The sequence below is a fragment of the Streptomyces sp. NPDC058880 genome (assembly GCF_042742535.1).
In the GTDB taxonomy this organism is placed as follows: Bacteria; Actinomycetota; Actinomycetes; order Streptomycetales; family Streptomycetaceae; genus Streptomyces.
Genome location: NZ_JBHYMC010000026.1, coordinates 64,453 through 89,695 on the forward strand (window position 1 = coordinate 64,453; position 25,243 = coordinate 89,695).

The window sequence follows — 25,243 nt, forward strand, 5'->3', positions numbered from 1 at the left end:
CAATCAGCGCCATGGACAGCAGCAGCACCGGTACGGGTACCGGCGGGGGCCGTCGTGCGGCCACCCGGCAGAAGCTCTACGAAGCGGCCGTCACCCTGATAGCCGAGAAGGGCTTCTCCGCGACCACGGTCGATGAGATCGCCGAGCGGGCGGGCGTGGCGAAGGGCACGGTCTACTACAACTTCGCCAGTAAGAACGAGCTGTTCGAGGAGTTGCTGCGGCACGGCGTCGGCCTGCTGACGGCTTCGCTGCGCACCGCGGCGGAGGAGACCGAGGCAGCCGGCGGCAGCCGCGTCGAGGCGCTCGACGCGATGATCCGGGCGGGCCTGGTCTTCATCGACCGCTACCCGGCCTTCACCCAGCTGTACGTCGCCGAGCTGTGGCGGACCAACCGCACCTGGCAGTCCACCCTGATGGTGGTCCGCCAGGAGGCGGTGGCCGTCGTGGAGAAGGTGCTGCGCGAGGGCGTCGAGCGCGGGGAGCTCAGCCCCGAGATCGACGTGCAGCTCACCGCGGCCGCACTGGTGGGCATGGTGCTGGTGGCCGCCCTGGACTGGCAGTCCTTCCAGCGGGAGCGGTCCCTCGACGACGTGCACTCGGCCCTGTCGCTGCTGCTGCGCGGGCGGGTCAGCGGAAACCGCTGACCTGCCCGGCACCCCCCGGTCGGCGGTGCCGCGCGGGCACGGCAGCCCGTACAACTGGTGGGGCCCGCCGCTGCCGCTGAGTATCCGTACCTAGGCGCGGAAATGAGTACGCATGCGGATGGGCTCCCACCTGCGCGGACGCCAGACTGGGAGCCACGGACAGGAGCCCCGGTCCGCGCCGCCGACACGGGGCTGCGGAGCGGACCGGGTACCTCCGTCCGCGACCGGGCGGAGGTACGGGGACCCGGTGGGAAAGGCGCGGACGCGGCGGGGCCCGGGGGGATCGGGCCTCGCCGCGTTCTCGCGTACCCGGGTTCGGCAGGGTCCGGCGCCGTCGCGGGAACTCCGCCCCGCTCGCCCCGCCCCGCCGCACGCTCCGGATTCCGCCGGGATCGTCCCCTGACGGGCTGCAAGGAGCCGGGCCCGACGCCGCGCGCCCGGCCCCGGGGCGGACGGCGCTACTTGCGCAACACGCCCCCGCCGCGGACCCACAGCGGGAGGCGCAGGGACGCCAGGCGGGCCGAGACCGTCGAGGCCAGGGCCGACCGGCGGGCCGAGACCGCCCAGGAGATCCGGGCCGCCGAGCGCGGCAGCACCAGGGCGCGCAGCCGGGCCGGGCGACCCGCCGCGGCCAGCAGGCCCGCCCGTGCTGCCAGTACGTCGTCCGCCAGGCCCGGGTACGAGACCTCCGCGCCCGGCGGCGCGTACAGAGCCCGTTCCACAGCGCCCGCCACCCGGTGCACCGCCGCCGCGGCGTCCGGATCCAGGCCGCCCAGATCCACCACCCGGCTCGCCGCCCGGCGCGGGGACAGCGCCTCGTCCGGGACCACGCCCACGTCCCAGGCGGTGTCCCCCAGTTCACGCCAGGCCGCCAGGACCTCCCCGGTTCCCAGTCGGCGGGCCCGCAGTCGGCGGCGCCACAGCGACGGCAGCAGGGGCAGTCCCAACACCGCGAGGACGACCGCCAGCCAGCCGAGGACCGCCGTCAGCGCCGGCCCGTCGTCGGAGGCCGCGCTCTGCTGCGGGGCGGTCGGTCCGCACTCGCCCAGCTTCTTCAGCACCGGCGGACACTCGACGGACGCCGAGGGTGCCGGCGCGGGCTGCGCCGCGCCCTGCGAGGGCAGCGGCGCCGGCGCGGACGGCTGGGCCGCCGGGGCCTCGACACGGGAGTAGTCCGGCACGTTGAGGCCCGACCGGGGGGTCGGCTCGAATCGGGTCCAGCCCACGCCCTGGAAGTACAGCTCGGGCCAGGCGTGCGCGTCCCGCATCGACACGTTCACGATGCCGTCCGACTGCTTCGTGCCGGGGGTGAAGCCCACCGCGACCCGGGCCGGGATGCCCAGCGTGCGGGACATCGCCGCCATCGAGAAGGCGAAGTGGATGCAGAAGCCCTCCTTGTCGGCGAGGAACCGGGCGACGGCCTGGGGCCCCGTCCCCGAGGTGGTCTGCGTGTCGTAGCGGAACCCACCGCTCACGGCGAAGAAGTCCTGGAGCTTCACCGCGCGCGAGTAGTCGTCCTCCGCTCCCTGCGTCACCTGGCGGGCCGTGTCGGCGACCACCGCCGGGAGGCTGTCCGGGGTCTTCGTGTACTCCTCCCGTATCGCCGGGTCCGGCGCCGGGGCCTCCTGGAGCTGCTGCGCGGTCGGCTTCAGCAGCAGGCTGCGCACCCGGTACTCGGCGCCCTGGACGGTCTGGTACCGGTCCCGGCCCAGCTGGTCGCCGACCAGCGTGCGGCCGACCGGCTCGAACCGCCACTTCCCGCCGATCTCCACCGCGGTCGCCGGGTACGGCATGGGGAGGTAGCGCTGGCCGTAGCCGTCCGACGCCGTGATGTTCGTGGTCACCTCGCTCGCGCCGACGCGGACCTCGTCAGCGAGACCGGGCGGGGGCGGCATCTGCTGCGGGACGTCGGTCAGGGCCCGGCCGGACGCCTCCCACCTGGCGCCGTTGAACTCGTCCAGGGCGATGATGCGCAGGTACTGCTCGCTCTGCTGCGGACTGTCCGTCCGGTAGCGGAGCATCACGCGGTTGTCCTGCGTGTTGAGGTTGCTCTGCAGGGAGACCAGCGGGTTGACCGCCGAGATCGTGCCGCCCGAGCCGCCCGACCCGGCGCCGTCCTTCGGACCGCCCAGCAAACCGTCGTCGAGGCCGGGCAGCGCCGCCGGCACCACCAGCGCCACACCCAGGGCCAGGGCGCCGATCCGCCGGCCGAACCGCACCGGGGCCGTCGCCTGCACGCCGCCGCTGCTGATGCCCGAGTCGGCCGCTCCGCGTCCGCGCGGTGCCGAGCCGAAGACCCGCCCCCACTGGGCGAGCCGGTCACGGCCCTCGGAGAGCAGCAGCATCAGGTACCCGCAGCCCGCCAGCAGGAAGGCGAACCAGGAGGCGTCCCCGCCACCCGACAGGCCCGCGGCGACCGAGTACAGCGCGAGCAGCGGCAGTCCGGCCGCGGCGGCCGTGCGCGCGGTCACCGCCAGCAGGTCCACCAGCAGGCCGATCAGCAGGACCCCGGACACCAGCAGCAGCTGGATGCCGTCCGTCAGCGGGGCCGGTATCGCGTACTCGCCCACGTCGTGGACGCCCTGGGCGAACAGCGAGCCGAAGTCCGTCACGAAATAGGCCAGCGGGCCGCTGCCGGCGGACTCGACCTTGCCGGCGAAGAGCAGAGCGAGCAGCAGCAGCGACACCAGCAGCTGTGCTGCCACGGTCAGCGACCGGGCCAGCGGCACCCGCCGGGCCCCCGCTCCCACCGCGCTCTGCACGGTCAGCAGCAGCGCGGCCTGGAGCAGCCAGGCCTGCGATTCCACCAGCGGGCTCAGCGACCACGAGGTGAGCAGCGTCGCGAGTGCCGCGAACACCGTCAGTTTCGCCCGTCCGCTCATGGCCGGCCTCCGCTCGTTCCGGTACCGACGCGCGCGGTCCCGATCTGCCGCCACAGTTCACCGAAGGCCGCCCCCGGGGTGGCGGCCAGAGCCGTCCAGCCCGCGTCGCGCAGCCTGCGCAGCCGCTCCTGGAGCGGGACCACGTGGTGCCCGGGCGCGGGCCTGCCGCCCCAGGTCTCGGTGTCCAGCACGAAGGCCACCGCGCCCGAGGTGCGCTGGCGCATGGTCGCCGCCAGCTCGGTCTGTACGTCGTCCAGGTCGCCGAAGAAGGCGATGAGGAGCCCGTCGCCGCCGCCCTCACCGAAGCCGTCGGTGCCGCGCACCGCGTCGTAGGCCCGGGAGAGCCCGGCGCCGTCGGAGTGTCCGACCACGGCGAGGGTGTCCATCATCAGCCCGGCGGCCTCCGCGGACTCCTGCCCGCCGGCGGAGAACCCGCCGCCGCCCTGGCCGGGCACGGCGTCGCCGGTGTCGGTCAGCAGCCGGGCCGAGAAGCCCTGCTCCAGGACGTGCACGAGGCTGGAGGCGGCGGCGGAGACGGCCCATTCGAAGGCGGAGTCGGGACCCGCGCCGTCGAAGGCGAGGCGCCGGGTGTCGAGCAGGACGGTGGCCTTGATGCGCCGGGGCTGTTCCTCGCGGCGGACCATCAGCTCGCCGTAGCGGGCGGTGGAGCGCCAATGCACGCGGCGCAGGTCGTCGCCGCGCCGGTAGCCGCGCGGGATCACGTCGTCCTCGCCGGCCAGGGCCAGGGAGCGGCGGCTGCCGTCGCCGTAGCCGTTGGACTCCCCGGTCAGCCGGACCGGCGGCAGGGGTTCGGTGCGCGGGATGACGGTGAGGGTGTCGTAGGTGCTGAACGAGCGGGTCAGCTCGACCAGACCGAAGGGGTCGGTCAGCCGCAGCTGGAGGGGGCCCAGGGGGTAGCGGCCGCGCAGGTCGGAGCGGACCCGGTAGGACACCTCACGGCGGCCGCCGGGCTCGACCCGGTCCAGCACGAACCGCGGGCGCGGCCCCAACACGTACGGGACCCGGTCCTGGAGCATCAGCAGGCCGGTGGGTAGCCGGGAGACGTTGTCCATGCGCAGCTGCACCCGGGCCTCGGCTCCCGCGGGCACCCGCCCGGGGGTCAGCCGGCGGCTGCCGGAGACCCGGTGCCGGGTGCGGTGCAGGGCGTAGACGCAGATCAGCGGCAGGAGCGCGAGCAGCAGGCCGACGCGCAGCAGCGCGCCCTGGCCGAGGACGTAGGCGCAGGCGGCCGCGGCGACCCCGGCGGCCACGAAGGAGCGGCCGCGGGTGGTCAGCCCGGACAGCGAGGCGCGCAGCCCGCCGCCTCCCGGGCCGCCGGCGCCGCGGGGGGCACCGGCACCCATCAGAAGCTCCGGGCGCCGGCGCCGGGCGGCATCTCGCCGCGGGTGTGCGCGGCCGGGACGGGGGTGCGCTGCAGGATCTCGCCGACGACCTGCTCGCTGGTGCGCCGGTTCAACTGCGCCTGTGCGGTGGGCAGCAACCGGTGCGCGAGGACCGGCGCGGCCAGCGACTGGACGTCGTCGGGCAGGACGTAGTCCCGGCCGGCGAGCGCGGCGGAGGCCTTTACGGCGCGCAGGAGGTGCAGGGTGGCCCGGGGCGAGGCGCCCAGCCGCAGGTCGGGGTGGCTGCGGGTGGCGGAGACCAGGTCGACGACGTAGCGCCGGACCGGCTCGGCGACGTAGACCTCGCGCACGGCCTCTATCAGTTTGACGATGTCGTGGGCGTGCGCGGCGGCCTGGAGGTCGTCGAGGGGGTTGACCGCGCCGTGTACGTCGAGCATCTGGAGTTCGGCTTCCGGGCTCGGGTAGCCGACGGAGACGCGGGCCATGAAGCGGTCGCGCTGGGCTTCGGGCAGCGGGTAGGTGCCGTCCATCTCCACCGGGTTCTGGGTGGCGACGACCATGAAGGGGCTCGGCAGCGTGTAGGTGGTGCCGTCGATGGTGACCTGGCGTTCCTCCATCGACTCCAGCAGTGCCGATTGTGTCTTCGGCGAGGCGCGGTTGATCTCGTCGCCGATGACGATCTGCGCGAAGATCGCGCCGGGCTTGAACTCGAACTCGCGGCGCTGCTGGTCGTAGATGCTGACGCCCGTGATGTCGGAGGGCAGCAGGTCCGGCGTGAACTGGATGCGCTGCACCGAACAGTCGATGGACTTGGCCAGCGTCTTCGCGAGCATCGTCTTGCCGACGCCCGGAACGTCCTCGATCAGCAGATGCCCCTCGGCGAGGAGCACGGTCAGCGCGAGGCGGACGACCTCGGGCTTGCCCTCGATCACGCTCTCGACCGACTGGCGGACCCGCTCCGCCGTGCTGGTCAGATCCGCGAGGCTCGCTCGGTCGTCGTACGTCGTCACCTGGTACTCCTCGGCCCATTGCTCAGGGCCGACGCTCTACGCGCATGACCGGCCCACCCCGAAACACGGACACCGGACCCGGGGTCTTCCGGGTGGTGCCTCCCCGCATTCTTGACGCCGTTGCGGCCCTGTGTCACTCAGGAGCTGGGATCGATCTCCCGGAGGAGCCCGGTGTGCACGTCGAAGACGAAGCCTCGCACATCGTCCTTGTGGGGCAGGAAGGGGTTCGTGCGGACGCGCTGCATGGACTGGCGGACGTCCTGGTCGACGTCGCGGAATGCTTCGACGGCCCAGGCGGGACGCTGGCCGACCTCGTCCTCCAGCTCGTGGCGGAAGTCCTCGGTCAGACGTTCCAGGCCGCAGCCGGTGTGGTGGATCAGTATCACCGTGCGCGTGCCGAGGGCCCGCTGGCTGATGGTGAGGGAGCGGATGGTGTCGTCGGTGACCACGCCGCCCGCGTTGCGGATGGTGTGGCAGTCGCCGAGCTCCAGGCCGAGTGCGGCGTGCAGGTCGAGGCGGGCGTCCATGCAGGCCACGATGGCGACGTGGAGGACCGGGCGGGCATCCATGCCCGGATCGGCGAACGTGGCCGCGTAGCGCTGGTTCGCCTCGACCAGCCGGTCGGTGACGGATCCGCCGACGGATGCCTCGGGTGCGGAGTCTGCAGGCAGGGATGCGGAAGTCGTCATGGGTACGACGTTAGTGGTCACGGGCGGCGCAGTCCGGTGGTGAGGGCGGACAAAGAACGTCAACGGGGCTTGTGTGAGCTAACCCACAGGGGTGGGCGGGGGGCGGCCGTCCGGGTGGTTCGCCGGCCCGGGCGGCTTCGGTCCGAGAGGGCGCGTACGGCGCGCGGGCCGGTTCGTTGACCGCGGCGACCGTTGCACTAAAGTGACGCGAACCGGCCGGAGCCCGGCCCTGACCGGCCTCCCGGCCACCGATGAAGACTCCGCGTGCGCGGCGCGTACGTCCGGCCCGGCCCTCTTCCGCTCACCGGCCGGGGGAGCGGGCGGTGCGTACACCTGCCGCGCCGTTATCTGAGAGGGCGCTTTGACTAGCGAGTCCCGACATGTCCCGGTGATGCTCCAGCGGTGCCTGGACCTGTTGGCCCCGGCGCTGGAGAGGCCGGGGGCCGTCGTCGTCGACTGCACCCTCGGCCTCGGCGGCCACAGCGAGGCCCTGCTGACCCGGTTCCCCGAGGCCCGCCTGATCGGCCTCGACCGCGACAAGGAGGCCCTGCGGCTCTCCGGCGAGCGGCTCGCCCCCTTCGGTGACCGCGCCACCCTCGTACACGCGATCTACGCGGACCTCGCCGAGGTGCTCGACGGCCTGGGCCTCCCGGCGGTCCAGGGCATCCTGTTCGACCTCGGCGTCTCCTCCATGCAGCTGGACGAGGCCGACCGCGGGTTCGCGTACGCGCAGGACGCCCCGCTGGACATGCGCATGGACCAGACGACGGGCATCAGCGCCGCCGAGGTCCTCAACACCTACGCGCCGGGCGAGCTTGTGCGGATCCTGCGCCAGTACGGGGAGGAGAAGCAGGCCAAGCGGATCGTGTCCGCGATCGTCCGCGAGCGCGAGAAGGCCCCCTTCAGCAACAGCGCCCGGCTGGTCGAGCTCATCCGCGACGCCCTGCCCCAGGCCGCCAAGCGGACCGGCGGCAATCCGGCCAAGCGCACCTTCCAGGCACTGCGGATCGAGGTCAACGGCGAGCTCTCCGGCCTGGAGCGGGCCATCCCGGCGGCGGTGGACCGCATCGCGGTCGGCGGCCGGATCGCGGTGCTCTCGTACCACTCCCTGGAGGACCGCCTGGTCAAGCAGGTCTTCTCGGCGGGAGCGGCCTCCACCGCCCCGCCCGGGCTGCCGGTGGTGCCGGAGAAGTACCAGCCGAAGCTCAAACTGCTCACCCGCGGCGCGGAGCTGCCGACCGAGGAGGAGATCGCCGAGAACCGGCGGGCCGCCCCGGCGAGGTTCCGGGGGGTCGAGCGCATCCGGGAGGCGCGACTGTGAGCAGGGCCGGGAAGGTCGCCACGCTGACCCGCGGCCAGGCGGCCCGCATCGGGCGGGCCCTCGGCGCCCGCCCGGCCCGGCCGCGACCCGGCGGGCAGGCGGCGCGGATGCCGTTCGTCCTGCTGGTCGTGGCCCTGCTCGCGGGCGGCCTGATCAGCCTGCTGCTGCTGAACTCGGCGCTCAACGAGGGCTCCTTCCAGCTGAGCCGGCTGAAGAAGGAGACCACCGCCCTCACCGACGAGGAGCAGGCCCTCCAGCGCGACGTGGACGCCTACTCGGCCCCCGACGCCCTCCAGCGCCGCGCCCGGGAGCTGGGCCTGGTACCCGGCGGCAGCCCCGTCTTCATCGGCCCGGACGGGAAGGTCTCCGGCAGCGTCTCGGTGGCCGAGGCGCCGCCCTCACCGACGCCCACGCCCACGCCCACGGCGGCGCCTACGACCGCGCCGAACGTGCCGGCCGCGCCGACCGGACCGGGCCCGTCCCCGGCCCCCGCCGCCTCCCCGGCCCAGCCCGCCCCCACCGGCAACCCGCAGCCCAGCCAGACCCCTGGAAGGTGACGTCGTGACGCGGATCCCGTCTGAACCGGCAGCGCCGGCGTTCGAGGCGCGGACGGTGGCCGGGTGAGCCCGCCGGAGCCGCCGCGGCGGCGGGTGCCCGGCCCGGCCAGGCCGTCGCGGCCCGGCGACCGGGCCCGGTCCACCGCCCGCCCGGCCTCGCGTCCGGCGACCCGCCGCCCCGCCGGCCCCCGCACGCCGCACACCATCCGGCTCGGCAGCCCCCGGCCCCGGCTGCGCCTGGTCGGCGTCGGCCTGACCCTCGTCATGCTCGCCTTCGTCGTACGGCTGCTCCAGGTGCAGGCCGTCGACGCCCCGGCGTTCTCCGCCGCGGCCTCCAAGAACCGCTACACCAAGGTCAAACTGGCCGCCGAGCGCGGCGAGATCACCGACCGCAGGGGCGTCGCCCTCGCCACCAGCGTCGACGCGTACGACATCACCGCCGACCCGAAGATGTTCACCCCGCAGGACAGCAAGGCCCCCGACGCCCCCGAGCAGGCCGCGGCCCTCCTCGCGCCCATCCTCGGCAAGGACGCCAAGGAGCTCGCGGACAAGCTCAGCACCAGGAACAGCCGGTACGTGGTCCTCGCCCAGCGCCAGACCCCGCAGGTCTGGAACCAGATCAAGGACCTCAAGCGGGTCTTCTCGGAGAAGGCGTCCGCGGACAAGAAGAACAACGCCCCCGGCGCCAACGTCCTGGCCGGGGTGTTCAAGGAGGACAGCAGCAAGCGCGTGTATCCGGGCGGGGACCTCGCCGCCGGGATACTGGGCTACGTCAACGCCGAGGGCAAGGGCGCCGGCGGGCTGGAGTCCGCCCTCGACAAGAAGCTGGCCGGCAGGGACGGGGAGATCACCTACGCCCAGTCCGGCGGCCGCAAGGTGCCCACCGCCGGCTCCAGCGAGAAGCCCGCCGTGCCCGGCGACGACATCGAGCTGACCATCGACCGGGACATCCAGTGGGCGGCGCAGAGCGCCATCGCCGAGCAGGTCCAGAAGTCCGAGGCCGACCGCGGCTACGTCATCGTCCAGGACACCCGCACCGGCGAGGTGCTGGCCATGGCCAACGCCCCGGGCTTCGACCCCAACGACCTGACCCGGGCCAGCTCCGCCGCCATGGGCAACGCCGCCCTCCAGGACGTCTACGAGCCCGGCTCCACCGCCAAGGTGATGTCGATGGCCGCCGTGCTGGAGGAGAAGAAGGCGACCCCCGACACCCGCGTCGAGGTCCCCAACCGCCTGCACCGCGGCGACCGGCTGTTCAAGGACGACGTCGACCACCCGACCTGGTACCTGACCCTCAACGGGGTCCTCGCCAAGTCCTCCAACATCGGCACCATCCTGGCCACGGGCCAGCTCGGTCCCACCCAGCCCGATGCCAACCGGGTCCTGCACTCCTACCTGACCGACTTCGGCATCGGCCGGCCCACCGGCCTGAACTACCCGGGCGAGTCCCGCGGCATCCTCGCCGATCCCCAGGACTGGTCCACCTCGCAGCAGTACACGATCCCTTTCGGCCAGGGACTCTCCCTCAACGCCATGCAGGCGGCCTCCGTGTACTCGACCATCGCCAACGGCGGGGTCCGCATCGCACCGACGCTGGTCCGCGGCACCAAGGGCCCCGACGGCCGCTTCACCCCGGCCCCGGCGCCCGAGCAGAACCGTGTGATCAGCAAGGAGACCGCGAAGACCCTCGCAGAGATGCTCGAATCCGTCGTCGACGACCAGGAGGGCACCGGAACCAAGGCGAAGATCCCGGGCTACCGGGTCGGCGGCAAGACCGGCACGTCCAACCGGGTGGATCCGGCCACCGGCCGCTACAAGGGCTACACCGCCTCCTTCGCCGGTTTCGCTCCGGCGGACAATCCGCGCATCACCGTCTACTGCGCGATCCAGAACCCCACGAAGGGCAGCTACTTCGGCGGCCAGATCTGCGGCCCCATCTACAAGAAGGTCATGGAGTTCGCCCTCAAGACCCTCCAGGTCGCCCCCACCGGCACCGCCCCCGCAGGGCTCCCGGTCACCTATGAGCCCGGCCCGCAGCCCGCCCAGCAGCCCGCTCCGCAGCCCGCCCCGCAGACCGGCCAGTGACCCACGGCCGCGGCCTGCCCGCCAGAAAAGCGTGAGGCACCATCAGTGACAACGATCACCCCGAAACCCGGGAACCGACCGGCCGTCGGAGCAGAGCCCGGCCCCTCGCTTCGCGGCCCGGCCGCCGAGCCCGGTACGCTCACCGCCGTGCCCCACGCTGATCAGCCCAGAACCACCCAGCAAGACGCCCCGGCAGCGCCGCCGGGAGCGCCCAGGCCCGCGTCCGCCGCTCCGAGCCCGCTGGGCGAGTTGGCCGCGCTGCTGGGCATCCCGTCGCCAGGCGCTGCGCAGATCACCGGGATCACGCACGACTCCCGTGCGATCCGCCCCGGAGACCTGTACGCGGCCCTGCAGGGAGCCCGGACCCACGGTGCCGACTTCGCTGCGCAGGCCGCCGGCCTCGGTGCCGCCGCCGTGCTGACCGACCCCGCCGGCGCCGAGCGCGCCGCGGCCACCGGCCTGCCGGTGCTGGTCGTCGCCGATCCGCGCGGCCGGATGGGCGAGCTCGCCGCCGCGATCTACGGTCACCCCGGCGAGGACCTCCTCCGGATCGGCATCACCGGTACCTCCGGCAAGACCACCACGGCGTACCTCGTCGAGGGCGGCCTGCGCGCGGCGGGCCGCAGCACCGGACTGGTCGGCACGGTCGAGATGCGCATCGGAGACGAGCGCATCAAGTCCGAGCGGACCACCCCCGAAGCCACCGACCTCCAGGCGCTCTTCGCGGTCATGCGCGAACGCGGCGTCGAGGCAGTGGCCATGGAGGTCTCCAGCCACGCCCTGGTACTCGGCCGCGTCGACGGCTGCGTCTTCGACGTCGCCGTCTTCAACAACCTGAGCCCCGAGCACATGGAGTTCCACACCGACATGGAGGACTACTTCCAGGCGAAGGCGGGGCTCTTCACCCCCCGCCGGTCCCGCCTGGGCGTGGTCAACCTCGACGACGAGTACGGCCGCCGCCTCGCCAAGGAGGCCACCGTCCCGGTCGTCACCTTCTCGGTCGCGGGCGACCCGGCCGCCGACTGGCGCGCCGAGGACGTCGTCACCGGCCACATGGACTCCACGCTCACGCTGGTCGGCCCCGAGGGGCAGCGCGTGCGCGCCAAGGCCCCGCTGCCGGGCCCGTTCAACGTCGCCAACACCGTCGCCGCGATCGTCACGCTGGCCGCGGCCGGCCTCGACCCGCAGACGGCCGCCGACGGCGTCGCCGCGGTCCCCGGAGTCCCGGGCCGGCTGGAGCGGGTGGACGCGGGACAGCCGTACCTCGCCGTCGTCGACTACGCGCACAAGACGGACGCCGTGGAGTCGGTCCTGCGCGCCCTGCGCGAAGTCACCACCGGCAGGCTGCACATCGTGCTGGGCTGCGGCGGCGACCGCGACACCACCAAGCGCGCCCCGATGGGCGCCGCGGCCGCCCGGTTCGCCGACGTGGCCGTCCTGACCTCCGACAACCCGCGTTCCGAGGACCCGCTCGCGATCCTCGCCGCGATGTTCGGGGGAGCCGTGTCCGTACCGCCCGCAGAGCGCGGCACCGTCCTCGTTGACGCCGACCGTGCGGCGGCCATCGCCGCCGCCGTCGCGCGCGCCGAGCCCGGCGACACCGTGCTGGTGGCCGGCAAGGGCCACGAGCAGGGCCAGGACACCGCGGGGGTCGTCCGGCCCTTCGACGACCGCACGGTGCTCCGCGCCGCGATCGAACGCCAACGCGTGCTCGATCGAACGACCCAGGTCCGACAGGCCGAGGTGAACCAGTGATCGCCCTTTCCCTCGCCGAGATCGCCGACATCACCGGCGGGCGGCCCCACGACATACCGGATCCGTCCGTCAGGGTCACCGGTCCGGTGGTCTACGACTCCCGAGAGGTCCGGCAGGGCAGCCTGTTCGCGGCCTTCGTCGGCGAGCGGGTCGACGGCCATGACTACGCCGAGGGCGCACTCGCCGCCGGCGCCGTGGGCGTCCTCGCGACCCGGCCGGTGGGTGTCCCGGCGATCGTCGTCCCCGACGTGGTGGCCGCCCTCGGGGCCCTCGCCCGTGCCGTCGTAGCCCGCCTGGGCACCGATGTCGTGGCCCTCACCGGGTCCGCGGGAAAGACCTCCACCAAGGACCTCATCGCGCAGGTGCTCCAGCAGCACGCGCCCACCGTGTGGACCCCCGGGAACCTCAACAACGAGATCGGCCTGCCGATCACGACGCTGCGCGTCACCGAGGACACCCAGCACCTCGTCCTGGAGATGGGCGCTCGCGGCATCGGCCACATCCGGTACCTCACCGGACTGACGCCTCCTCGGATCGGCCTGGTGCTCAACGTCGGCACGGCGCACATCGGCGAGTTCGGCGGCCGGGAGCAGATCGCTCAGGCCAAGGGCGAGCTCGTCGAGGCCCTGCCGGCCGAGGCGGAGGGCGGCGTCGCCGTCCTCAACGCCGATGACCTGCTCGTTCGTGCCATGGCCGCGCGCACGAAGGCGCGCACCGTGCTGTTCGGAGAGGCCGACGACGCCGAAATCCGGGCCACCGACGTCCGGATGACGGACACCGGACAGCCTTCCTTCACACTGCACACACCGACCGGGTGCAGCGACGTGACCTTGCGGCTGTACGGTGAGCACCACGTGTCGAACGCGCTCGCCGCGGCCGCCGTCGCCCATGTACTGGGCATGTCCGTCAAGGAGATCGCCACCGCGCTCTCCGGGGCGGGCACGCTGTCCCGGTGGCGGATGGAGGTCACCGAGCGGGCGGACGGTGTGACGATCGTCAACGACGCCTACAACGCGAACCCGGAGTCCATGCGGGCCGCACTGCGCGCGCTCGCCGCGATGGGCGGTGCCGGCAGGGCGAAGGGGGGGCGCACGTGGGCGGTGCTCGGCCCGATGGCCGAGCTCGGAGACGACGCTCTCGCCGAGCACGACGCGGTCGGACGACTTGTCGTCCGGCTCAACGTGAGCAAGCTCGTCGCGGTCGGGGGCAGGGAAGCCTCCTGGCTGCAACTGGGCGCATATAACGAGGGTTCGTGGGGTGAGGAGTCGGTGCTCGTGTCCGACGCGCAGGCGGCGGTCGACCTGTTGCGCAGTGAACTGCGCCCGGGTGACGTCGTGCTGGTGAAGGCTTCCAGGTCGGCCGGTCTGGAGCGGGTGGCGCAGGCCCTGCTTGAGGGCACTGTCGAGGGCGAGGTCGCCGGCCGATGAGGCAGATCCTGTTCGCCGGTGTCATCGGCATGTTCCTGACCGTCATCGGCACGCCGCTGCTGATCAAGCTGCTGGCCCGCAAGGGTTACGGCCAGTTCATCCGCGACGACGGTCCGCGCGGCCACGCCGGGAAGAAGGGAACGCCCACCATGGGCGGCATCTCCTTCATCCTGGCCACGCTCGTCGCGTACGCGCTGACGAAGGTCATCACCGGTGAGGAGCCGAGCTTCTCGGGCCTGCTCGTCCTGTTCCTGATGGCCGGCATGGGCCTCGTCGGGTACCTCGACGACTACATCAAGATCGTCAAGCGGCGTTCGCTGGGTCTGCGGGCCAAAGCCAAGATGGCCGGCCAACTCATCGTCGGCATCGCCTTCGCAGTGCTCGCACTCCAGTTCAAGGACTCGCGCGGACTCACCCCGGCCTCCACCAAGCTGTCGTTCGTCACGGACTTCGGCTGGTCGATCGGCCCGGTGCTCTTCGTGGTCTGGGCGCTGTTCATGATCCTGGCCATGTCCAACGGCGTGAACCTCACCGACGGCCTGGACGGCCTGGCCACCGGCGCCGCAGTGATGGTCTTCGGCGCCTACACCTTCATCGGCGTATGGCAGTTCCAGGAGTCGTGCGCGATGGCGGCCGACCTCACGAACCCGAACGCCTGCTTCGAGGTGCGCGACCCGCTCGACCTCGCGGTGGTCGCCTCCGCACTGATGGGCGCCTGCTTCGGCTTCCTGTGGTGGAACACCTCGCCCGCGAAGATCTTCATGGGTGACACCGGTTCGCTGGCCCTCGGCGGCGCGCTCGCGGGTCTGGCCATCTGCTCCCGCACGGAGTTCCTGATGGCGCTCCTCGGCGGCCTCTTCGTGCTCATCACGATGTCGGTCGTCATCCAGGTCGGCTCCTTCAAGCTGACCGGCAAGCGCGTCTTCCGGATGGCTCCGCTGCAGCACCACTTCGAACTCAAGGGCTGGTCCGAGGTCCTCGTCGTGGTCCGTTTCTGGATCATCCAGGGCATGTGCGTGATCGTGGGTCTCGGTCTCTTCTACGCGGGATGGGCAGCCGACAAGTGAGCGCCTCCGACCTGGCCGGCCTGCTCGGCCCCGACGCCCTGGGCCGGTTCGGCCTGCCGGGCCGGATCACCGTGGCCGGCCTCGGTGTCAGCGGCATCAGCGCCGCCCGGGCACTGGCCGGGCTGGGTGCCCGCGTCACCGTCGTCGACAACGGCGACGGCGACGCGCACCGGGCCAGGGCGGCCGAGCTCGCGGAACTCGGCATCGAGGTCCGCCTCGGTCACCTGCCCGACGGCGCGCGCGCCGGCGAGACCCTGCCCGAGGACACCGAACTGGTCGTCACCTCGCCCGGTTGGCCGCCGCACAGCCCGCTCTTCCTGGCCGCCGCCGAGGCGGGCGTCGACGTCGTCGGCGACGTCGAGGTCGCCTGGCGACTGCGCGAGGCCGGCGCGGAACTCCGCGCCGCCCGCGGGGCCGCCGACGAGGGTGCCGGCGAAGGGGTCGGCACCGGCCCGGGCGAGCCCGCCGCATGGCTCGCCGTCACCGGGACCAACGGCAAGACGACCACCACGCAGATGCTGGCGTCCATCTTGAAGGCCGCCGGACTGCGCACCGCCGCCGTCGGCAACATCGGTACCCCGATCATCGACGTGGTGCTCGGCGAGCAGCGCTACGACGTCCTCGCCGTCGAGCTCTCCAGCTACCAGCTGCACTGGGCGCCCTCGCTGCGCGTCCACTCGGCGGCCGTCCTCAACCTGGCCCCCGACCACCTCGACTGGCACGGCTCGATGCAGGCGTACGCCGCCGACAAGGGCCGCATCTACGAGGGCAACACGGTCGCTTGTGTCTACAACGTGGCCGACAAGGCCACCGAGGACCTGGTCGTCGAGGCCGACGTCGAGGAGGGATGCCGGGCGATCGGCTTCACCCTCGGCGCCCCCGGCCCCTCCATGCTCGGCGTCGTCGACGGCATCCTCGTCGACCGGGCCTTCGTGGAGAACCGCCAGAAGAACGCCCAGGAGCTCGCCGAGGTCAAGGACGTCAACCCGCCGGCCCCGCACAACATCGCCAACGCGCTCGCGGCCGCGGCCCTGGCCCGGGCCTTCGGAGTGGAGCCGCGCGCGGTCCGCGACGGGCTGCGCGACTTCCGTCCGGACGCCCACCGGGTCGCCCGGGTGGACGAGGTCGCCTCGGTCGTCTATGTCGACGACTCCAAGGCCACCAACACCCACGCGGCGGAGGCCTCCCTGGCCTCCTTCGACAAGGTCGTCTGGATCGCCGGCGGCCTCGCCAAGGGGGCGACCTTCGACGAGCTCGTGCAGAAGTCGGCCGAGCGGATGCGCGGTGCCGTCCTGATCGGCGCCGACCGGGCGTTGATCGCCGAGGCACTGGCGCGACACGCCCCCGAGGTCCCGGTCGTCGACCTCGACCGGACCGACACTGGGGCGATGCTCGCAGCGGTCCGGGAGGCGGCCGCGCTCGCCGAGCCGGGTGACACGGTCCTGCTGGCACCGGCCTGCGCCTCGATGGACATGTTCGCGAACTACAACAAGCGCGGTGAAGCATTCGCCGACGCGGTGCGCGAACTGGGCGCCGAGAACGCCGCGGACACGGCCTAGGCCGGGGCGCCGGGACTGGTTCCCTCCGGCCGGATGCTCGCCTCGTACGAGTGGAGGGGAAGATCACAGATGCCGGCCAAGCAGATGCTGCCGGGGCGGCGGCCGTCCGCCGTGAAGGCACAGGGCCGCAAGCGCCCCGGCATGAGCGTGAAGCGCCCGGGGCGCCCCGGGCGGCCCGCCGGGCGCGGGCCGCTGGCCGGTCTCCGGCACACGCAGCAGCAGTTGCGCAAGGCGTGGGACCGCCCCCTCACGGCCTATTACCTGATCTTCGGCAGCTCCCTGCTCATCACCGTGCTCGGTCTGGTGATGGTGTACTCCGCTTCCATGATCAAGGCCCTGCAGCTGGGCCTGGGCGACGCGTACTTCTTCAAGAAGCAGTTCCTGGCCGCCCTCATCGGCGCGGTGCTGCTGCTGGTCGCCACCAGGATGCCGGTGAAGCTGCACCGGGCGCTGTCGTATCCGGTGCTCGCCGGGACGCTCTTCCTGATGGTCCTGGTCCAGGTGCCCGGGATAGGGGTGTCGATCAACGGCAACCAGAACTGGATCTCCCTCGGCGGCCCGTTCATGCTGCAGCCCAGTGAGTTCGGCAAGCTGGCGCTGATCCTGTGGGGTGCCGACCTGCTGGCCCGCAAGGGCGACCGGGGCCTGTTGAGCCAGTGGAAGCACCTGCTGGTGCCGCTGGTCCCGGTGGCCTTCCTGCTGCTCGGGCTCATCATGCTGGGCGGGGACATGGGCACCGCGATGATCCTCGGCGCCATCCTGTTCGGTCTGCTCTGGCTCGCGGGCGCCCCGACGCGGATGTTCGTCGGAGTGCTGGCCTTCGCGGGTGCGATCGTCGCACTGCTCATCAAGACCAGCCCGCACCGGATGGACCGGCTGGAGTGCCTCGGCGCGACAGAACCGGGCAAGAACGACCTTTGCTGGCAGGCCGTACACGGCATCTACGCCCTCGCGTCGGGCGGCTGGTTCGGTTCCGGCTTGGGTGCAAGCGTGGAAAAATGGGGTCAACTACCCGAAGCCCACACCGACTTCATCTTCGCCATCACGGGGGAGGAACTGGGACTGGCGGGGACGCTGTCGGTGCTGGCCCTGTTCGCGGCTCTAGGCTATGCGGGTATCCGCGTGGCCGGACGCACGGAGGACTCCTTCGTACGGTTTGCCGCGGGAGGCGTGACCACCTGGATCACGGCCCAGGCCGTGATCAACATCGGTGCGGTGCTCGGCCTGCTGCCGATCGCCGGAGTCCCCCTCCCGTTGTTCTCCTACGGCGGGTCCGCCCTGCTGCCGACCATGTTCGCGGTCGGACTGCTCATCGCCTTCGCGCGGGAGGAGCCGGCCGCGCGCGCGGCCCTCGCGATGCGCCAGCCGAAGAACGGCTGGAGGCGGACCGGGGTGAGATGGAAGTCGATGAGACGGCGCGTCAAGAAGCGGCCGTCCGGAGAGCGGTGAAATTCGGTGCATGTCGTACTCGCCGGTGGGGGGACCGCCGGCCACATCGAGCCGGCGCTCGCCCTCGCGGACGCCCTGCGCAGGCAGGACCCTTCAGTGGGCATCACCGCCCTGGGGACCGAGCGCGGACTGGAGACCCGCCTGGTGCCGGAGCGCGGCTACGAACTCGGGCTGATCCCCGCCGTGCCGCTGCCCCGCAAGCCCACGCCCGAGCTGATCACCGTCCCCGGACGGCTGCGCGGCACCATCAAGGCCGCGGAGGAGATCCTCCTGCGCACCAAGGCCGACTGCGTCGTCGGCTTCGGCGGCTACGTGGCTCTGCCCGGCTACCTCGCGGCCAAGCGGCTCGGCGTGCCGATCATCGTCCACGAGGCCAACGCCCGGCCCGGGCTGGCCAACAAGATCGGCTCCCGCTACGCGCACGCCGTCGCCGTCTCCACGCCCGACAGCAAGCTGCGCGGCGCCCGCTACGTGGGCATCCCGCTCCGCCGCTCCATCTCCACCCTCGACCGGGCTGCCGTACGACCCGAGGCGCGCGCCGCCTTCGGCCTGGACCCCAACCTGCCCACCCTGCTGGTTTCCGGCGGCTCGCAGGGCGCCCGGCGCCTCAACGAGGCGATCCAGCAGGTCGCTCCGACCCTCCAGCGCTCCGGCGTGCAGATCCTGCACGCCGTCGGGCCGAAGAACGAACTGCCGCGTGTCGACAACATGCCCGGGATGCCGCCCTATGTGCCGGTACCGTACCTGGACCGGATGGATCTCGCGTACGCCGCAGCCGACATGATGCTGTGTCGTGCGGGAGCGATGACCGTCGCCGAGCTGTCCGCCGTCGGGCTGCCCGCCGCCTACGTCCCGCTGCCGATCGGCAACGGCGAACAGCGGCTCAACGCCCAGCCGGTGGTCAAGGCCGGCGGCGGCCTGCTCGTGGACGACGCGGAGCTGACGCCCGACTGGGTGCTCGGCGAGGTCCTCCCGGTGCTGTCCGATCCGCACCGCCTGTACGAGATGTCCCGCGCCGCCGGTGAGTTCGGCCGCAGGGATGCCGACGAGCTGCTGGTCGGCATGGTGTACGAGGCGATCGCAGCCCACCGAGCCCGCTGACGCGGGAGCACACGGACGCAGGAGGCACAGGAGTGGCCGGAGCGACGACCGCACAGCGCGGAACACCGTCTTCCGACGGGCCCGGCCGGTCGCCCCGCAAGGGCGCCGGCTCTCCCAGGTCCCCGAAGCCTCCGAAGCCCCCCAAGCCCCCGAAGTTCGCGAAGGCCGCGAAGAAGGCCGCCCCACGGGGCCCCGGCAGACACCTGCGCCGGGGTCCTGTGCTGGCGTCCCTGGCCGCCGCGGTCCTCCTCGTCTCCGGTGGCACCTGGGTCCTCTACGGGTCCTCCTGGCTCCGTGTCGAGAGGGTCACCGCCACCGGCACGGAGGTCCTCACCTCCGAGCAGGTGCTCGCCGCCGCGGCCGTCCCGGTCGGCGCCCCCCTCGTGAGCGTCGACACGGACGAGATCGAGAGCCGTGTCCGGGGGCGTCTGCCCCGCATCGAATCGGTCGATGCGGTGCGGGCCTGGCCGCACGGAATCGGACTGAAGGTGACCGAACGCAAACCGGTCCTGCTCATCAAAAAGGACGTCAACTTCGTGGAAGTGGACGCATCGGGTGTGCGCTTCGACACGGTTCCGAAAGCACCCGGGGGTGTTCCGGTCCTCGAATTGAACGCGGCGGGCTCCCCGAGCGCCCGCCGCTTCGACGAAGAGCGGCTGCTGCACGAGGCCGTGCTGGTCGCCGGATCCCTCCCGGCGCCGATCGCCAGGGAAACCGTGCAGGTCACGGTGGGTTCCTACGATTCGATCGTGCTGGAGCTGGCCGGGGGCCGGTCCGTGCGGTGGGGCAGCGGCGAACAGAGCGACGCGAAGGGGCGCGCACTGACCGCTTTGCTGAAAGCCGCTCCGAAGGCCGTCCACTTCGACGTGAGCGTCCCCACCGCCCCTGCGGCGGCCGGGAGTTGACGTCAGGTCGAACAGCGGCGCACCCTGGTTGGCCAGCGATACGGGTGATCACATAGGGTGAAAAGAAAAACGGGAGGTTCGGCGTGTTCGTTGAACACGCGCTACTTGTCGACTTAGTGTCCTGTTCGGAAGAGTCCAAGGAACAGACACACCCCTAACCCTAAACTTCAGGGTGAGGGTTCGGGTCGGCGCGTTCGGACCGTCCCTATTTCGGCATCAGTCGTCGCAACGCAGGCCCGCGAGGCGGCGACACGTAACTCGAGGCGAGAGGCCTTCGACGTGGCAGCACCGCAGAACTACCTCGCAGTCATCAAGGTCATCGGTGTCGGCGGCGGTGGTGTCAATGCCATCAACCGAATGATCGAGGTCGGTCTCAAGGGCGTCGAGTTCATCGCCATCAACACCGACGCCCAAGCGCTGTTGATGAGCGACGCCGACGTCAAGCTCGACGTCGGCCGTGAACTCACCCGGGGCCTCGGCGCCGGAGCGAACCCGGCCGTTGGTCGCAAGGCGGCAGAGGACCACCGCGAGGAGATCGAGGAGGTCCTCAAGGGGGCCGACATGGTCTTCGTCACCGCCGGTGAGGGCGGCGGCACCGGCACCGGCGGCGCGCCCGTCGTCGCCAACATCGCGCGCTCGCTGGGCGCCCTGACGATCGGTGTGGTCACCCGGCCGTTCACCTTCGAGGGCCGGCGTCGCGCGAACCAGGCGGAGGACGGCATCGCCGAACTCCGCGAAGAGGTCGACACCCTCATCGTCATCCCCAACGACCGCCTGCTGTCCATCTCGGACCGCCAGGTCAGCGTCCTGGACGCCTTCAAGTCGGCGGACCAGGTCCTGCTCTCGGGCGTCCAGGGCATCACCGACCTCATCACCACCCCGGGTCTGATCAACCTCGACTTCGCCGACGTCAAGTCCGTGATGTCCGAGGCGGGCTCGGCCCTGATGGGCATCGGCTCGGCCCGCGGCGACGACCGCGCGGTGGCCGCGGCCGAGATGGCGATCTCCTCCCCGCTGCTGGAGGCGTCCATCGACGGCGCCCGCGGCGTGCTGCTCTCCATCTCCGGCGGCTCCGACCTCGGTCTCTTCGAGATCAACGAGGCCGCGCAGCTGGTGAGCGAGGCCGCGCACCCCGAGGCGAACATCATCTTCGGTGCTGTCATCGACGACGCGCTCGGCGACGAGGTACGGGTCACCGTCATCGCGGCCGGGTTCGACGGCGGACAGCCCCCGGCCCGCCGGGACAACGTCATCGGCGCCGCGTCCACCAAGCGGGAAGAGCCCGCCCCGGCCCCGGTCCGCGCCCCCGAGCCGGTCCGCCCGGCCTTCGGTGGACTCGGTACGGTCCCGCCGCGCGAGGAGCCCCCGGCCCCCGCCGAGCCCGCCCCGGTCGAGGTCCAAGCCCCCGCGCCGCAGGTCCCCACGGCCCGGCCGTACCAGGACAGCCCGGCCGAGGAACTGGATGTCCCGGACTTCTTGAAGTGACACCCGAGCAGCACCACGTGGGCGGCGCCCACTTCGCCTTCACCGACCGGTGGGGCGGAGTGAGCGCCGTTCCGTACGAAGAGCTCAACCTCGGCGGCGCGGTCGGCGACGACCCGGCCGCCGTTCTCGCGAACCGGGCCCTGGCGGCGCGGTCGCTGGGCCTCGACCCGGACCGGGTGGTCTGGATGAACCAGGTCCACGGCCGGGACGTGGCGGTGGTCGACGGCCCCTGGGGAGACGCCGGTATTCCGGCCGTGGACGCGGTGGTGACCGCCCGTCGGGGGCTCGCCCTCGCCGTGCTCACCGCCGACTGCACGCCGGTCCTGCTGGCGGACCCCGTCGCCGGAGTCGTCGCGGCCGCCCATGCCGGACGGCCCGGACTGGTCGCCGGGGTGGTGCCGGCGGCGGTGGAGGCGATGGTCTCCCTCGGCGCCGAGCCCGGGCGGATCGTCGCCCGCACCGGACCTGCGGTCTGCGGGCGCTGTTACGAGGTGCCGGCCCAGATGCGGGAGGCGGTGGCCGAGGCGGTGCCCGCCGCCCGGGCCGAGACCAGTTGGGGAACGCCGGCGGTGGACGTGGTCGCGGGGGTGCACGCCCAGCTCGCGGAGGCGGGGGTGGTGAACGGCGGCCGTTCCCCGGTCTGCACACTGGAGTCGCGGGACCACTTCTCGTACCGCCGTGACCGGGTGACCGGGCGACTTGCGGGTTATGTCTGGTTGACGGAGCTTTCCCGGGGGGAGACCCCCGGACCCCCGGGGGAAAAGAAGAATGACGGATCGTAAGTCGGAGCTCGCCGAGAACCTGGCGCGGGTGGAGGAGCGCATCGCGTCCGCCTGTGCGGCGGCGGGCCGCCGGCGCGAGGAGGTGACCCTCATCGTGGTCACCAAGACCTACCCCGCGAGCGACGTGCGCCTGCTGGCGGAGCTGGGCGTCCGCCACGTTGCGGAGAACCGTGACCAGGACGCCGCCCCCAAGGCCGCGGCCTGCGTGGATCTGCCGCTCAGCTGGCACTTCGTCGGTCAACTGCAGACCAACAAGGTCCGTTCCGTGGCGCGGTACGCGCACGTGGTGCAGTCGGTCGACCGGGCCCGGCTCGTGACCGCCCTCTCGGCGGCCGCGACGGGCGCCGGACGCGAGATCGGCTGTCTCGTCCAGATCGCCCTCGACGCCGAGTCGGGTGAGCGGGGGAGTCGGGGCGGTGCCTCGCCCGAGCAGCTCGCGGAGTTGGCGGACCTCGTCGCCGGGGCGCCGGGGCTGAGGATCGACGGACTGATGACCGTCGCACCGCTGTCCGGCCACTACGCGGGACGCGAACAGGCCGCCTTCGAGCGGCTGGTGGAATTGTCATCCCAGCTGCGCGCGGACCATCCGACTGCCACGATGGTGTCGGCCGGGATGAGCGCAGACCTGGAACAGGCCGTTGCGGCCGGTGCGACACATGTACGCGTCGGCACTGCGGTACTCGGCGCGAGACCCCGGCTCGGGTAACGTCGCGAAGAAAGTCGGACCACAGCAGAAAATATGGTCATTCCCGCCGATGAGCGGGCAGACCACGTGGATCGCGGGCAGTTGGTGACATTCGTGACACGGCGGCACCTGCGACAGGGCGATCCACCACAGAGCGGAGGACTCGGAGAATGGCCGGCGCGATGCGCAAGATGGCGGTCTACCTCGGCCTCGTGGAGGACGACCGGTACGACAACCCGGGGTACGACCCCGACGACGAGTTCGAGCCCGAGCCGGAGATGGAGCGGGCTCGGGAGCGGGATCGCCGACAGCAGCCCGTGCACCAGTCGCCCGTATCGGACGAACCGGTACGAGCCGTACAGCCTCCGGCGCAGCGGGAACCCATCCCAATTCCGGCGGAAAGCGGACGTCCTGCGCGAATTGCCCCCGTGGCATCCATCACACCTGATCGCACGAACCTGGAGAAGAACGCCCCCGTGATCATGCCCAAGGTCGTCTCCGAGCGGGAGCCGTACCGCATCACGACACTGCACCCCCGGACCTACAACGAGGCCCGTACCATCGGGGAACACTTCCGTGAGGGCACTCCGGTGATCATGAATCTCACGGAGATGGACGACACGGACGCGAAGCGTCTCGTGGACTTCGCCGCCGGACTCGTGTTCGGTCTGCACGGCAGCATTGAACGCGTGACACAGAAGGTGTTCCTGCTGTCGCCTGCTAACGTCGATGTCACGGCGGAGGACAAGGCCCGCATCGCGGAGGGCGGGTTCTTCAACCAAAGCTAGACCGATCCGTCAGATACGGGACCGGGAACAGATCGGAAAACGGGGAGAGGGAAGCACGGGATGGGCATCGCGCTGCAGGTGGTCTACGTCGTGCTGATGTGCTTCCTGATCGTGCTGATCTTCCGACTGGTCATGGACTACGTGTTCCAGTTCGCACGTTCATGGACACCCGGCAAGGCGATGGTGGTCGTTCTGGAGGCCACCTACACTGTCACCGATCCACCGCTCAAGCTCCTTCGGCGGTTCATTCCGCCGTTGCGTCTCGGCGGCGTGGCGCTCGACCTGTCCTTCTTCGTTCTGATGATCATCGTTTACATCCTCATCAGCTTCGTGAGCACCGCTGCGAGAAGCGTGTGAACGATGAGCTTCCCCGCACGCGCGGGGACGGTCCCGATACGGTCTTGCCGACTGCCGACGACTACGTAGAGGTGAAGAAGACATGCCGCTGACTCCCGAGGACGTGCGGAACAAGCAGTTCACGACCGTCCGCCTCCGAGAAGGCTATGACGAGGACGAGGTCGATGCCTTCCTCGACGAGGTCGAGTCCGAACTGACGCGCCTGCTGCGCGAGAACGAGGACCTGCGCGCCAAGCTGGCCGCCGCCACGCGTGCCGCCGCGCAGAGCCAGCAGCAGCAGGGCATGCGCAAGCCCGAGCCCCAGGACCAGCGCGGCCCCGGCGCCCCCGTGCCCGCGGCCATATCCGGCCCGCCGCAGCAGCAGAACCCGCAGATGGGCCCGCCCCAGCTGCCGGGTGGCGCCCCGCAGCTCCCGCCGGGCCCCGGCGGCCAGGGCCAGCAGGGCCCCGGCCCGATGGGCGGCCCCATGGGCGGTCCCATGCAGCAGCACCCCATGGGCGGACCGCAGGGCATGGGCCAGCAGCCCATGGGCCAGCAGCAGTCGATGGGCGGCCAGAACCCGCTCGGCCAGCAGATGCAGCCGATGGGTCAGCAGATGCAGCCGATGGGGCAGCAGATGCAGCCCATGGGCCAGCCCATGCAGCAGATGCAGCAGCCGCAGCTCCCGCAGCAGGGCCCCGGTGGCGACAGCGCCGCCCGCGTCCTGTCGCTGGCGCAGCAGACCGCCGACCAGGCGATCGCGGAGGCCCGCTCCGAGGCCAACAAGATCGTCGGCGAGGCCCGGTCGCGCGCCGAGGGCTTGGAGCGGGACGCCCGCGCCAAGGCCGACGCACTGGAGCGGGACGCCCAGGAGAAGCACCGTGTCGCGATGGGCTCCCTGGAGTCCGCCCGCGCCACGCTGGAGCGCAAGGTCGAGGACCTGCGGGGCTTCGAGCGTGAGTACCGCACGCGGCTGAAGTCCTACCTCGAGTCGCAGCTGCGCCAGCTGGAGACCCAGGCGGACGACTCCCTGGCCCCGCCGCGCAACCCGGCCGGTCCGGCGCTGCCCCCGTCGCCGTCGCCCTCGATGGCTCCGGCCGGCGCGATGGGCCACTCCATGGGCGGTCCGTCCATGGGCGGTCCCTCCCCGATGGGTGCCGGTCCGTCCTACGGCGGCCAGCAGCAGATGTCCCCGGCGATGACCCAGCCGATGGCTCCGGTGCGGCCGGCCGCACCGCAGCCGATGCAGGCGCCGTCGCCGATGCGCGGCTTCCTGATCGACGAGGACGACAACTAGGCGCCGCCGCGCAGTCGGCAGTCACGGGCCGGGCCCGGTTCCCCTTCGGGGGCAC

General features: G+C 72.1%; 21 protein-coding genes. 17 read left to right on the forward strand and 4 right to left on the reverse strand.

Annotated elements, in window-relative coordinates:
- Nucleotides 1-11 precede the first annotated feature (11 nt).
- On the forward strand, nt 12-644 hold the full coding sequence (locus ACFW2G_RS17440; RefSeq protein ID WP_037926913.1) for a TetR/AcrR family transcriptional regulator: 633 nt from the start codon (nt 12-14) through the stop codon (nt 642-644).
- A gap of 458 nt (nt 645-1,102) precedes the next feature.
- On the opposite strand, the gene ACFW2G_RS17445 is transcribed toward ACFW2G_RS17440, so the two are convergent.
- The 4 genes from ACFW2G_RS17445 to ACFW2G_RS17460 form a co-directional block, all read right to left on the reverse strand.
- Nucleotides 1,103-3,526, reverse strand: coding sequence for a transglutaminaseTgpA domain-containing protein (locus ACFW2G_RS17445; protein ID WP_384581150.1), 2,424 nt, complete (start codon nt 3,524-3,526; stop codon nt 1,103-1,105).
- Nucleotides 3,523-4,890 carry a DUF58 domain-containing protein gene (locus ACFW2G_RS17450; RefSeq protein ID WP_384450162.1) on the reverse strand — a complete coding sequence of 456 codons (1,368 nt, stop codon included), beginning with the start codon at nt 4,888-4,890 and terminating at the stop codon, nt 3,523-3,525. The genes ACFW2G_RS17445 and ACFW2G_RS17450 overlap by 4 nt, the downstream gene beginning before the upstream one ends.
- Nucleotides 4,890-5,900: a MoxR family ATPase gene (locus tag ACFW2G_RS17455; RefSeq protein WP_037926908.1), complete on the reverse strand. Its 1,011-nt coding sequence runs from the start codon at nt 5,898-5,900 to the stop codon at nt 4,890-4,892. The genes ACFW2G_RS17450 and ACFW2G_RS17455 overlap by 1 nt, the downstream gene beginning before the upstream one ends.
- 137 nt (nt 5,901-6,037) lie before the next feature.
- Nucleotides 6,038-6,652 (reverse strand): carbonic anhydrase, encoded by a 615-nt coding sequence (locus ACFW2G_RS17460; protein ID WP_078556938.1) that lies wholly within the window; start codon nt 6,650-6,652, stop codon nt 6,038-6,040.
- Between the two features lie 328 nt (nt 6,653-6,980).
- Here ACFW2G_RS17460 and rsmH point away from each other — a divergent pair, with 328 nt between their 5' ends.
- The 16 genes from rsmH (at nt 6,981) to ACFW2G_RS17540 (ending at nt 25,188) form a co-directional block, all read left to right on the forward strand.
- Nucleotides 6,981-7,910, forward strand: coding sequence for a 16S rRNA (cytosine(1402)-N(4))-methyltransferase RsmH (gene rsmH, locus ACFW2G_RS17465; protein ID WP_037926904.1), 930 nt, complete (start codon nt 6,981-6,983; stop codon nt 7,908-7,910).
- Nucleotides 7,907-8,467 (forward strand): hypothetical protein, encoded by a 561-nt coding sequence (locus ACFW2G_RS17470; RefSeq protein ID WP_384581148.1) that lies wholly within the window; start codon nt 7,907-7,909, stop codon nt 8,465-8,467. The genes rsmH and ACFW2G_RS17470 overlap by 4 nt, the downstream gene beginning before the upstream one ends.
- Nucleotides 8,468-8,530: 63 nt before the next feature.
- Nucleotides 8,531-10,552, forward strand: a complete 2,022-nt coding sequence (locus ACFW2G_RS17475) for a penicillin-binding protein 2 (RefSeq protein WP_106967670.1) — start codon at nt 8,531-8,533, stop codon at nt 10,550-10,552.
- Nucleotides 10,553-10,597: 45 nt separating this feature from the next.
- A complete protein-coding gene (locus tag ACFW2G_RS17480) occupies nt 10,598-12,307 on the forward strand; it encodes a UDP-N-acetylmuramoyl-L-alanyl-D-glutamate--2,6-diaminopimelate ligase (protein ID WP_037926900.1) in 1,710 nt (569 codons plus the stop codon).
- Nucleotides 12,304-13,734 (forward strand): UDP-N-acetylmuramoyl-tripeptide--D-alanyl-D-alanine ligase, encoded by a 1,431-nt coding sequence (gene murF / locus ACFW2G_RS17485; RefSeq protein WP_037926889.1) that lies wholly within the window; start codon nt 12,304-12,306, stop codon nt 13,732-13,734. The genes ACFW2G_RS17480 and murF overlap by 4 nt, the downstream gene beginning before the upstream one ends.
- The gene (gene mraY / locus ACFW2G_RS17490) at nt 13,731-14,801 is read left to right on the forward strand and encodes a phospho-N-acetylmuramoyl-pentapeptide-transferase (protein ID WP_037926887.1); all 1,071 of its coding nucleotides are present in this window, start codon (nt 13,731-13,733) and stop codon (nt 14,799-14,801) included. The genes murF and mraY overlap by 4 nt, the downstream gene beginning before the upstream one ends.
- Nucleotides 14,783-16,360 (forward strand): UDP-N-acetylmuramoyl-L-alanine--D-glutamate ligase, encoded by a 1,578-nt coding sequence (murD, locus tag ACFW2G_RS17495; RefSeq protein WP_384581145.1) that lies wholly within the window; start codon nt 14,783-14,785, stop codon nt 16,358-16,360. The genes mraY and murD overlap by 19 nt, the downstream gene beginning before the upstream one ends.
- A gap of 69 nt (nt 16,361-16,429) precedes the next feature.
- Nucleotides 16,430-17,809 (forward strand): putative lipid II flippase FtsW, encoded by a 1,380-nt coding sequence (gene ftsW / locus ACFW2G_RS17500; protein WP_037926884.1) that lies wholly within the window; start codon nt 16,430-16,432, stop codon nt 17,807-17,809.
- A gap of 6 nt (nt 17,810-17,815) precedes the next feature.
- Entirely contained in the window at nt 17,816-18,910 is a 1,095-nt protein-coding gene (murG, locus tag ACFW2G_RS17505) for an undecaprenyldiphospho-muramoylpentapeptide beta-N-acetylglucosaminyltransferase (RefSeq protein ID WP_037926882.1), read from the forward strand.
- 32 nt (nt 18,911-18,942) lie between these two features.
- Entirely contained in the window at nt 18,943-19,815 is an 873-nt protein-coding gene (locus ACFW2G_RS17510; protein ID WP_063890639.1) for an FtsQ-type POTRA domain-containing protein, read from the forward strand.
- Between the two features lie 279 nt (nt 19,816-20,094).
- Nucleotides 20,095-21,300 carry a cell division protein FtsZ gene (gene ftsZ / locus ACFW2G_RS17515; RefSeq protein WP_037926877.1) on the forward strand — a complete coding sequence of 402 codons (1,206 nt, stop codon included), beginning with the start codon at nt 20,095-20,097 and terminating at the stop codon, nt 21,298-21,300.
- Nucleotides 21,297-22,082 (forward strand): peptidoglycan editing factor PgeF, encoded by a 786-nt coding sequence (gene pgeF, locus ACFW2G_RS17520; RefSeq protein WP_384455858.1) that lies wholly within the window; start codon nt 21,297-21,299, stop codon nt 22,080-22,082. Before ftsZ ends, pgeF begins: the two co-directional genes overlap by 4 nt.
- Nucleotides 22,069-22,788, forward strand: a complete 720-nt coding sequence (locus tag ACFW2G_RS17525) for a YggS family pyridoxal phosphate-dependent enzyme (RefSeq protein WP_384455855.1) — start codon at nt 22,069-22,071, stop codon at nt 22,786-22,788. The genes pgeF and ACFW2G_RS17525 overlap by 14 nt, the downstream gene beginning before the upstream one ends.
- A gap of 149 nt (nt 22,789-22,937) precedes the next feature.
- Entirely contained in the window at nt 22,938-23,555 is a 618-nt protein-coding gene (locus tag ACFW2G_RS17530; protein ID WP_037926873.1) for a cell division protein SepF, read from the forward strand.
- 60 nt (nt 23,556-23,615) lie between these two features.
- Nucleotides 23,616-23,912, forward strand: a complete 297-nt coding sequence (locus ACFW2G_RS17535) for a YggT family protein (RefSeq protein WP_030664053.1) — start codon at nt 23,616-23,618, stop codon at nt 23,910-23,912.
- Nucleotides 23,913-23,994: 82 nt separating this feature from the next.
- Entirely contained in the window at nt 23,995-25,188 is a 1,194-nt protein-coding gene (locus ACFW2G_RS17540; RefSeq protein WP_037926869.1) for a DivIVA domain-containing protein, read from the forward strand.
- Nucleotides 25,189-25,243 lie beyond the last annotated feature (55 nt).